This is a genomic window from Photobacterium lucens (genome assembly GCF_009873615.1).
Lineage (GTDB): Bacteria > Pseudomonadota > Gammaproteobacteria > Enterobacterales > Vibrionaceae > Photobacterium > Photobacterium lucens.
The window spans coordinates 1-10263 of record NZ_SSMG01000044.1; the positions used below are offsets into that span (position 1 = coordinate 1).

A 10263-nucleotide genomic window follows, 5' to 3' on the forward strand; every position below is an offset into this window, starting at 1 on the left:
TACTTAAAAAGTTAAGTTTTACTGATTGATTTACATCGCCTTCATGAACTTTAGTAATAACATCATCAGATACAAAGGAAGGTTCTATCGTTTGAGATTTTTGTTGTTTTGCTAGCTTGTTAGCTTCTAGCACAACAAAACTGTCATCCACTTTTACATCCAGTAAGTAACCTGATTTACTCACCGTTATGATCGTAATCGCTTCTAAAGCATGCTTGGCTAATACTTTTCTAAGCTTAGAGATGACATTGGTGAGTGCTTGTTCTGAAACAATCGCCTCTCCCCAACATTGAGATAATAAAAACTCTTTTTCTACACAAGTTCCTTGGTGTTCGAGCAACAATAAAAATACATCATTCACTCGTGGTGTGAAGTATTCTGTTTGTCCATTGTCATGAGTCAGAGTTCGTGTGGAACTGTCGTAAGTAATAGGACCAATTCTGTACACTTCACTGCTTGTCATAATGACCATTTTGTTAACATAATTATGGTCTAATTATTATTGATGCCATCAACACAATCAACTTTTGTTATTAGTTTTCATTATCAATAACCTTCTTTACCTTTTAAGTGTTGAGAAAAGCAACAATTGAGCTAGAAAACAATAAAAAAGCCGAGTGATAAACACTCGGCTTTTTTCTCAATATTCAAAAAGCATTACTGCTCTTCTTCATACATGTACTTAGATATCTCTACACGATGACTGTACCAAATTGCGCCACTTTCACGACCATATAGACGAATACGATCAGCAACCAACTCTGGCTTATGCCCATCACACATGGCTTTTAAATCACGGTAGAACTGCAATGCTAATTCACATGCTTCTGGCTTCATGAAGTAATAGCCGCCAACACGGGTATAAATCTTACGTAAGCCATTAAACGTTAATACGTAAAGTGTGTTACCCGATTTACCTGCCATGCCTTGGAATAAACGGTAGTCGTAATAGTTAAATGCACGCGCTAGACAGATTTCCTCACATAGTTGAGGATCGTCTTTACCGTATTTATCAACGATCTTTTTAACTTCTTGTTGTAATTCTGCTTTATCTTCGCTGTTTTCTATAAACTCAGCAAAGCTCGCAGACTCACGCAATCTTTCAACTGACTCAATCACATGTTGGATCAATTGACTGGATTCTTCAGCATTACCCTTCACGGCATAACGCATAAACACACTACTGATATCAGTTCGAGCTGCCAATAAATCTGCTAATACTCGTTGAACATCCTGTCCATCTAATGTCACTAAGGTATCTAGAATATTTAAACCAGACGTATCCATGTAGTTATTCACACGTGTTGGTTTACCATGCTGGATTGTTAACCATCCATCACGAGCCAAACGTTGTAAAACTTCACGTAAGGTGGTGCGAGTTACTCCAATTAACTCTGAAAGTTCTCGTTCCGCTGGAAGAATTGATCCCTGAGGAAAGTGATTATTCCAGATACTTTCAATTATATATTTCTCAGCAAATGTCGCTGGGCTATCTGCCTTAATAACCATCTAAGTAAAATCCAGTTCGCTTCGTGTATTTCTCGTATTGGCACTCATCATACCACTAGTTATCTAATAGTAGAAACCTCGCAACCAACTCTGACATGAACATGAAAGAGGTGTTTAAAAATACAACAATATTGTTAAGTCTATCACTTAAAATCGTGAATCTTTGACGTGAATTAACAATAAGAAACTCATTTTCTGTATACTGTGCGGTTTATAAGACGGATATATTCAACTCCCAAAATGTGATGAAAATGTAATAAAACAATTGCATTTTTGTATCACTTATTGACTAATGCCTCTTAAACGGTAGAGTGATTAGTGATGAACTGGGAGCGAATGGAAGCTGCTGCCTAAGAAAGTTAAACCCTTAAAGAGCGACACCACTCTGTTTAACTTTGATACTTCAATCTACACCCGTAATCATTGGCATGATGCTATTGATTATCCTGCTGATTGACCAATCAAGGCATCTAGCCGACATCAGATCCATACTATTTTGCGCTAATAATAAAGAGATCCAAACATGGCTATATCGCTAGGGAATGCCTTTATCAAAAACTTTTTGGGTAAGGCACCTGACTGGTACAAAATTGCAATCATTACTTTTCTGATCATTAACCCTCTTGTTTTCTTTTTTGTTGATCCGTTTGTTGCTGGCTGGCTGTTAGTTATCGAATTTATCTTTACGCTAGCAATGGCACTAAAATGTTACCCATTACAACCCGGTGGTTTACTGGCTATTGAAGCCGTTGCTATTGGTATGACAAGCCCAGAGCAAGTTAAGCATGAGCTTGTGGCAAACATCGAAGTATTACTACTGTTGGTCTTCATGGTCGCGGGTATTTACTTCATGAAGCAATTGCTACTTTTCATCTTTACTAAAATACTGATCGGCATTCGCTCTAAAGTTTTACTTTCACTCTCTTTTTGTGTGATGGCCGCTTTCCTATCTGCGTTCCTTGATGCCCTAACTGTTATTGCCGTTGTGATTAGCGTCACTGTGGGTTTCTACAGCATTTACCACAAAGTGGCATCGGGGCAAGATCCGCATTCTCATCATGACCATACTAATGATAATCACGTACCAGAGCTAAGCCGTGATGATTTAGAAAACTACCGTGCTTTCCTACGTAGTCTTCTTATGCATGCCGGTGTGGGTACAGCATTAGGTGGAGTGATGACAATGGTGGGTGAACCACAAAACTTAATCATTGCCGATCAAGCAGGCTGGCAGTTTGGTGAGTTCATCATCCGTATGGCACCAGTTACCATCCCTGTGTTCTTCTGTGGTCTGATTACTTGTGCGCTGGTAGAGAAATTTAAGATCTGTGGTTACGGTGCGGAATTACCAGAAAACGTTCGTCAAATCCTCGTTGATTTTGATAATGAAGAGCGAAAATCACGTACTAATCTTGATTACGCAAAGTTGGTTATTCAAGCCGCTATCGCAGTATGGCTGATCATTGGTCTTGCGTTGCACTTAGCTGCGGTAGGTTTAATTGGCTTAACCGTAATTATTCTAGCGACTTCGTTTACAGGTATTACAGAAGAGCATGCACTTGGTAAAGCGTTTGAAGAAGCACTGCCATTTACCGCGTTACTTGCTGTATTCTTCTCAGTTGTTGCGGTTATTATCGACCAACAATTGTTTGCACCAATCATTAACTGGGTACTAAGTCTAGAAGGTAGTTCACAGCTAACCATGTTCTACATTGCTAATGGCTTATTATCGATGGTATCAGACAACGTTTTCGTTGGTACGGTATACATTAATGAAGTGAAAACCGCGTTACTTAATGGTGTTATCAACCGTAGCCAGTTTGATATGTTAGCTGTTGCAATCAACACAGGAACTAACTTACCTTCGGTCGCAACACCAAATGGTCAAGCTGCATTCCTATTTGCATTAACATCAGCCATTGCCCCTCTGATCCGTTTATCTTACGGTCGTATGGTATACATGGCATTGCCGTATACGATTGTACTGACTTTCGTTGGTCTTGCTGGTATTGAATTGATGTTGGTTCCAATGACGGATTGGTTCTACACCATGGGCTGGATCACTGAAGGCACAGCCGCTGTATCTGCTGCTCCTGCACTGGCTCACTAATTAACCCTATAAAAATGACGGAAGATTTACTTCTTCCTGAAGCTATGCTTGAATGTCAGCGTTAGATTAGTGTTATAACGTATACGAAAACCCTGAACTATCAGGGTTTTCTTTTATTATAATTAGTGCGTAGAGTATCAATGATGCAACACCTCAACACCTTTTCAAAAACGCGTTTAGCATGGCTGCTATTACTGCTTTCAATCATCTTCTTTGAAGGTTGTGCCCTTTTCTTTCAACATGTCATGAACCTAGCACCTTGTGTTATGTGTGTTTATGAGCGAGTGGCAATGATGGGAATAGGCTTTGCTGCCATTATTGGTTTGATTGCTCCTCAAAATGCGGTCTTCCGTTGGATTGGTTTAGCTGGTTGGGGTTACTGTGCTTACCGTGGTGTTGTACTTGCTCATCAGCATGTTGGCTTCCAATTTAATCCATCACCATTTGCAACGTGCGATCTATTTGTTCAGTTCCCAAGCTGGGCTCCAATCAATCACTGGGTACCTTGGATGTTTGAAGCTTACGGTGATTGTGCAAAAGTGGTTTGGACTTTCCTTGGTCAATCAATGCCACAATGGTTAGTGATCATTTTCGGTGCTAACTTAGCCGTGTGGGCAATCATGGTTATTGCGCAATTCTTTGGTCACAAAAAAGCCTAACTAACAGCATGATATTTATAAAAAAGCGAAGCTGAATATTATCTAGCTTCGCTTTTTTATTACCTGAAGATCCTATTATGAGACAGCGTATTGTCGCTCTAATGCCGATAAAATAGGATAATCTGCCGGGCATAACGCATAGTGCTGAAATTCCGCTAAGGTTACCCATACCATAGCTTGATGGGTATTAAGAACGATCTCTCCCTCGCACCAATGTGTTAAGTAGCCTTTCAGCTCTACGATTTTATCACCATAATCAAACACGCTATCAGCAAGCCATTGCTGTGTTTTGATAGTGATCGCTAACTCTTCCATTAGTTCACGCTCTAAAGCTTGCTCTGGTGATTCATTAGCTTCAATCTTACCGCCAGGAAATTCCCACAAACCACCTTGACTTGCACTATCAAGACGTTGAGCAAGTAGGTACTTACCTTCTTTTTCAATCACTCCTGCAACAACAACGATTCTCTTTACCGAAGTCATTAGGCAGATTTACCGCAACATTGCTTAAATTTCTTACCACTTTCACACGGACATGGATCGTTACGCCCGATATTTTTATAAGGGTTAATCGCTTGTGCGCCAGCCCCTACTTGTAACTGATCTGCAGCCATCATTACTTCTGTTAACATCAATGGTAGTTGTGGGTATAACTCACTCGGTGTTGGCATTCCCGTGATACCCGCTTGCTCCATTTGCTCTAGTGTGCCAACTTCATCAACACATAACATTAATGTCGTCAGCAAAGCCGATAGCATACGCATCGTTCCGTCAGAAGCGGTTTGTCCTTCCCAGTTTGGCTCAATATATTGCCATACCGTTAAAAAACCTTTCGCAAATTCAGCTAATGCCGTATTAGCTTCGCCGTTTTCTTGCCACTGTAACTCTGTTGGTAATTGGTATTCACCCGCTTTAACTGTGCGATACTGCATTTCAAAGTGGTTTAATACTGCTACCTTATCTGTTTCTGAAAGCGTGACTGCATCGTCATCTGCAGCACCACCCGTTAATAACACCGGTAACCAAATTTCAGGTTCCATCGGTTTAGGGTTTGCGTTTGCAGCAAATAGTGCCCCTTCGATAAAAGTCGCTGGCATCCCATCCCAATCAGATGACAGTGTCATTAATGTATTCATTGAATTTTTCCAGTAATAATTTCTGCAGCAAGTATACCTAAAACTCTCACGCTTTGTTTATCAGCAATGACGTCAATACCACTAACGCACTGGAATATTGATTATTTTGTTCCTAAATGAATCAGAGCAAGCTCAAATTTTGTCATTGTTAAGCGATTAATTGATTGATATTTGATGTAGTTAAACGCATAACTAGCAATATTCAGTTTAACTAGCGCTTTGTTATTCCACTCTATTTGATACAACGACGCTATAGGAACGTGTTATGGATAATCACAACCTGAGTGCCATTATTGCTGGCGCTAGTGGGCTTGTTGGTCATGAACTATTAAACCAACTGCTCGATAATAAGGCTTTTTCACATATCTATGCCTTATCACGTCGAGAGCTCCCTTTGCGTAGTAGTAAACTCCAACAAATTATCGATCCTTTATTACGTATTCATCAATGGGAAGATAATGCACCAGCGCCTAAATACGGTTTTATTTGTTTAGGTACCACCAAGAAACGAGCAGGAAGTAAAGCTGGGTTAGCCGCTGTAGATCTGGAACTTGTTAAAGATGTCGCCATAACAATGCGTAATATTGGTGTACAACACATTATTGTGATTTCCAGTTTAGGTGCTTGTGTGCACTCACCTTCGCACTATTTACGCTGCAAGGGAAAAATGGAGCAAGCCATTAATAGCATGGGATTTGATAACTGTATTTTCATCCGTCCAGGTCCATTAAAAGGCGAACGCAGTGAGATCCGCCGTGATGAACAGTTATTACAGCAAGTTTTTGATCTAATTAATCCACTTGTTATTGGCCTACTCAAACACTTTTCTCCGATCCCTGCTGAATGTGTGGCTCGTAGCATGGTAAAAATGGCATTAGCATGTAAAAAACATCGACTTACAGAAAAGACTGTCGTTTCAGGACATCAACTTCGTACAATTTAAAATCAAAGGTGACAAATCCTCCTACTCGCACTAGAATCTCGCCCCTTATATTGTTTTTACCGAGCTGAGCAATCACCACTATGCGAGTAATTTTGGGCCCGATGGAAGGCGTCTTGGATCATTTGATGCGAGAAATGCTAACTGAAATTAATGACTACGATCTCTGTGTCACCGAATTTGTCCGTGTCATTGATAGCCTATTGCCTAACAGTGTGTTCTATCGTTTATGTCCTGAATTACATCAAGGGGGAAAAACTCGCTCGGGAACCCCTGTACGTGTACAGATCTTAGGTCAAGATCCTGACTGGATGGCTGAAAACGCGCAACGAGCCTGTACGCTTGGCTCTGCTGGTGTTGATATTAACTTCGGTTGTCCGGCAAAAGCTGTAAATAAAAGCCGTGGTGGTGCGGTACTGCTCAAAGAGCCTGAGCGTATTTACCAAATCGTCAAAGCTTGCCGAGAAGCGGTCAATCCAGTTAAGCCATTAACAGCGAAAGTACGTTTAGGTTGGGATGATCCTAGCCAATGTTTTGAAATTGCTGATGCTATTGCCCAAGCGGGTGCTAACGAATTAGTCGTTCATGCTCGCACCAAAGAAGATGGTTACCGCGCAGACACCATTAAATGGGATTACATTAAGCAACTAAAACAGCAGGTAACACTGCCGATTATTGCTAATGGTGAGGTGTGGAATTATCAAGATGGTCAAAGCTGTTTAGCTGCAACCGATACCGATGCATTAATGGTATGTCGTGGTGCATTAAACTTACCTAACTTAGGTAATGTGGTGAAACACAATGCCCCTCATATGACATGGGAAGAAGTGCTAGAACTCTTACTGGTATATTCACAGTATGAAATCAAAGGTGATAAGGGCTTATATTACCCTAACCGCGTCAAACAATGGTTTGCTTACCTACGCCATGAGTATCCACAAGCTAAAGCCCTATTTGCCGATCTACGTGCGCTAAACAAAGCTGCACCGATTATCGATATCTTACAGCAAGCACAGCAAAACTAATTTACTGAGACAGCTCAACCCTATGAGCTGTCTTTTTCTATCATAATGGAACTTTTCAGCTTTTTATCACTCTAAATGCAACGCTCATATTTCCTATAAGAAAAATCTCACTTATACGCAAATATGAGCCATTATTGTATTGATATAATTCTGTTTACTAAGGATCCACTATGCGCTGGAAAGACTCCCGCCAAAGTACCAATATTGAAGATCGCCGCGGAGAAGGCCCTGCTCAAGCGGGCATGCCAATAGGCGGCTTACTCCGTTTTATCCCATTCTTAATGCGAAGCAAGATTGGCAGAATTATTCTTGTTGTCGGTGGCTTATTTTTAGCTTATCAACATTTTACTGGCGGCAACATGATGGGACTTCAACAATCGCATACCTCATCATCAACGGCACCACGCAATGATGAAAATAAACAATTTGTTGCAGCTGTGCTTGGTAGTACTGAAAACGTTTGGAATAAGCTATTAGATGGTAAATATCAGCCGCCTAAACTGGTTCTCTACAACAATGTAACGCAAACAGGTTGTGGTACAGGCTCTGCGCAATCAGGTCCATTCTACTGCCCAGCCGATAAGAAAGTGTATTTAGACTTAAGCTTTATGAACGAGCTAAAACAACTCGGTGCGCCAGGTGATTTCGCTTTTGCTTATGTTATTGCACACGAAGTGGGCCACCATGTACAAAACCTACTTGGCACCAGCACTAAAGTTCACCAAATGCAGCAACGTAGCAGCAAGGTTGAAGCAAATCGATTAAGCGTGAAGCTAGAACTGCAAGCTGACTGTTATGCCGGTGTATGGGGGCACTACGTCAATCAACAAGGTATGCTAGAAGCTGGCGATATTGATGAAGGTATCAAAGCTGCAAGCTCTGTTGGTGATGACCGTCTACAGCAAATGGCAGGCCAAGCGGTACAACCGGATGCCTTTACCCATGGCTCATCAGCACAACGTATTGAGTGGTTTAAAAAAGGTTTTGAAACGGGCGATCCTCGTCAATGTAATACCTTTAGCGCCATGTAATAACAGCGCTAACTAACACGTTAAATAGCCTAATAAGCATACCCGTTTATTAGGCTATTTTTTTATTTCACCATCTCTCACTTCTTATAAAAATCCCTTTGCTCTTATCCGTGTATTTTGTATATATCCCGCCGATTTAGGACACATTCAAAGCAGGTTTCGAGCTTAATAGCACAAGACCTTTTGTTTATCAGTATGGATTTTTATGAACAAACATTTTATTGCAGCAGCACTGTGCTGTTACTCATCACTTAGTTTCGCAGGTTTTGATGTTATTACGCTGGGTGATAAAGGCGGGATCCAAGACGGTAACCTAACCGCATTTATGCTGAAATCAAACACCGATGACAACTACATTACCTTAGATGCGGGTAGCATTGTTAATGGACTTATCGCTGCCACTCATAACAATGCGTTTGCTGATATGCCAGTGCCCTCATCAAGCCCTTACACTCAAGAAGGCTATATTCTTAATCAGAAAATCAAAGGCTATTTTATTAGCCACGCTCATCTGGATCATATTGCGGGGCTCATCATCTCTTCCCCTGATGATAGCAATAAGCCGATTTATGCCCTGCCATCTGTTCATCAGGCCATTAGCCAACATTATTTTAATTGGAAAGCATGGCCTAATTTCACTACCCAAGGTGATGGTTTCAAATTGGGGAAATATGAATTAACCCCATTAAATACCAACCAATGGTTACCGGTAACCAATACAGAGCTCAAAGTAAAAGCCTTTCCATTAAGCCACTCTGGTGCTGAATCAACCGCCTTCTTATTCGAAAATGCAGCAAAAGAAGCCGTGATTTATTTCGGCGATACAGGCCCAGACGCCGTTGAGAAAAGCACAGCACTAAATACCATCTGGCAACAACTCGCCCCTTATATTCAGAAAAAGAAACTCAAAGGGATCTTCATTGAAACATCATTTGGCAATAGCACGCCAGATAAGTCGCTATTTGGTCATTTGACACCACAATGGTTACTCACTGAATTAACGACACTGGCGGGTTATGTTGGTGGCGAAGAGCCGCTAAAAGATTTGAATGTCATTGTCACTCATATCAAATACAGCTTAAAGAAAGGCACAGATCCTAAAAAGATCATCGAAAAAGAGTTACGTGATAATAACAACCTAGGCGTCAACTTTATTTTCACCGAACAAGGCGATAGAACTCAGCTTTAAAGCAGCCGTTTTATACTTACGTTACCGTAAAAACAAAAAGGCTCGTTATCAAACGAGCCTTTAAAAACCTTTACAATCAACTACGTAGGGGATGATTCAAAATGTGATCTTCCCAGTCGATGACATCAATCTCATAGACCACTTGATCACGTACAGATTCACCTGCTTTGTGCATTGCCTCTTTCGAGCCCGTCAGTAACGGATGCCATTCTGGAAGTGGCTTACCTTCTGCTAATAAACGGTAAGCACAAGTTTCAGGTAACCACACAAACTCATCAATACGTTCACGTGTTAATTTCAGACACTCTTCACCAGATTCAAAGCGATTCGCATAGTCTTTACAAGAACAAGTTTTATTATCCAGTAAACTACATGCGACATTGGTGTAATAGATCTCATCTGTATCATCGTCAATAAGCTTATGCAGACAGCACTTACCACAACCATCACAAAGTGATTCCCACTCTTGATCTGTCATTGTTGTTAAGTCTTTTTCTTGCCAAAAATGCGTCATGATACCTACACCAATTTATTATATGCGCCATTGAATTGCGCAAAGTTACAGTTTGCTATTTTATTATAGCGCGACGTTTATAGCGACCCTGACGGTAAACTGCAAATTTAAATTACCTATTAATAGATAAATGGGTAGAAATAAGAGCTA

11 protein-coding genes are annotated in these 10263 nt (G+C 40.7%); 6 read left to right on the forward strand and 5 right to left on the reverse strand.

Going from position 1 to position 10263, the window contains the following annotated elements; translation table 11 throughout:
* Positions 1–463, reverse strand: a 463-nt coding sequence (locus E5A76_RS02890; RefSeq protein ID WP_262383626.1) for a winged helix-turn-helix domain-containing protein, incomplete at its 3' end; no start/stop codon positions are given.
* Between the two features lie 194 nt (positions 464–657).
* Positions 658–1509, reverse strand: coding sequence for a fatty acid metabolism transcriptional regulator FadR (gene fadR / locus E5A76_RS02895; RefSeq protein ID WP_053987048.1), 852 nt, complete (start codon positions 1507–1509; stop codon positions 658–660).
* Between the two features lie 523 nt (positions 1510–2032).
* On the opposite strand from fadR, the gene nhaB reads away from it, so the two are divergent.
* Together nhaB and dsbB are read left to right on the forward strand one after the other, a co-directional pair.
* Complete coding sequence (nhaB, locus tag E5A76_RS02900) at positions 2033–3619, forward strand: Na(+)/H(+) antiporter NhaB (protein WP_161118050.1); 1587 nt, start codon at positions 2033–2035, stop codon at positions 3617–3619.
* Positions 3620–3762: 143 nt separating this feature from the next.
* Positions 3763–4278 carry a disulfide bond formation protein DsbB gene (gene dsbB / locus E5A76_RS02905; RefSeq protein WP_053987178.1) on the forward strand — a complete coding sequence of 172 codons (516 nt, stop codon included), beginning with the start codon at positions 3763–3765 and terminating at the stop codon, positions 4276–4278.
* Between the two features lie 75 nt (positions 4279–4353).
* Here the strand turns inward: dsbB and E5A76_RS02910 are convergent, their stop codons facing one another.
* Positions 4354–4761 carry a (deoxy)nucleoside triphosphate pyrophosphohydrolase gene (locus E5A76_RS02910; RefSeq protein WP_161118051.1) on the reverse strand — a complete coding sequence of 136 codons (408 nt, stop codon included), beginning with the start codon at positions 4759–4761 and terminating at the stop codon, positions 4354–4356.
* Positions 4761–5414: an SEC-C metal-binding domain-containing protein gene (locus E5A76_RS02915; RefSeq protein ID WP_161118052.1), complete on the reverse strand. Its 654-nt coding sequence runs from the start codon at positions 5412–5414 to the stop codon at positions 4761–4763. Before E5A76_RS02915 ends, E5A76_RS02910 begins: the two co-directional genes overlap by 1 nt.
* A 265-nt stretch (positions 5415–5679) precedes the next feature.
* Here E5A76_RS02915 and E5A76_RS02920 point away from each other — a divergent pair, with 265 nt between their 5' ends.
* The 4 genes from E5A76_RS02920 (at position 5680) to E5A76_RS02935 (ending at position 9599) form a co-directional block, all read left to right on the forward strand.
* Positions 5680–6357, forward strand: coding sequence for an NAD(P)H-binding protein (locus tag E5A76_RS02920; protein WP_161118053.1), 678 nt, complete (start codon positions 5680–5682; stop codon positions 6355–6357).
* A gap of 80 nt (positions 6358–6437) precedes the next feature.
* Positions 6438–7379, forward strand: coding sequence for a tRNA dihydrouridine(16) synthase DusC (gene dusC / locus E5A76_RS02925; protein WP_161118054.1), 942 nt, complete (start codon positions 6438–6440; stop codon positions 7377–7379).
* A gap of 170 nt (positions 7380–7549) precedes the next feature.
* Positions 7550–8410, forward strand: coding sequence for a KPN_02809 family neutral zinc metallopeptidase (gene ypfJ, locus E5A76_RS02930; RefSeq protein ID WP_161118055.1), 861 nt, complete (start codon positions 7550–7552; stop codon positions 8408–8410).
* A 205-nt stretch (positions 8411–8615) separates the two neighbouring features.
* Positions 8616–9599: an MBL fold metallo-hydrolase gene (locus E5A76_RS02935; RefSeq protein WP_161118056.1), complete on the forward strand. Its 984-nt coding sequence runs from the start codon at positions 8616–8618 to the stop codon at positions 9597–9599.
* Between the two features lie 76 nt (positions 9600–9675).
* Here the strand turns inward: E5A76_RS02935 and E5A76_RS02940 are convergent, their stop codons facing one another.
* Complete coding sequence (locus tag E5A76_RS02940) at positions 9676–10113, reverse strand: YcgN family cysteine cluster protein (protein WP_107165455.1); 438 nt, start codon at positions 10111–10113, stop codon at positions 9676–9678.
* Positions 10114–10263 lie beyond the last annotated feature (150 nt).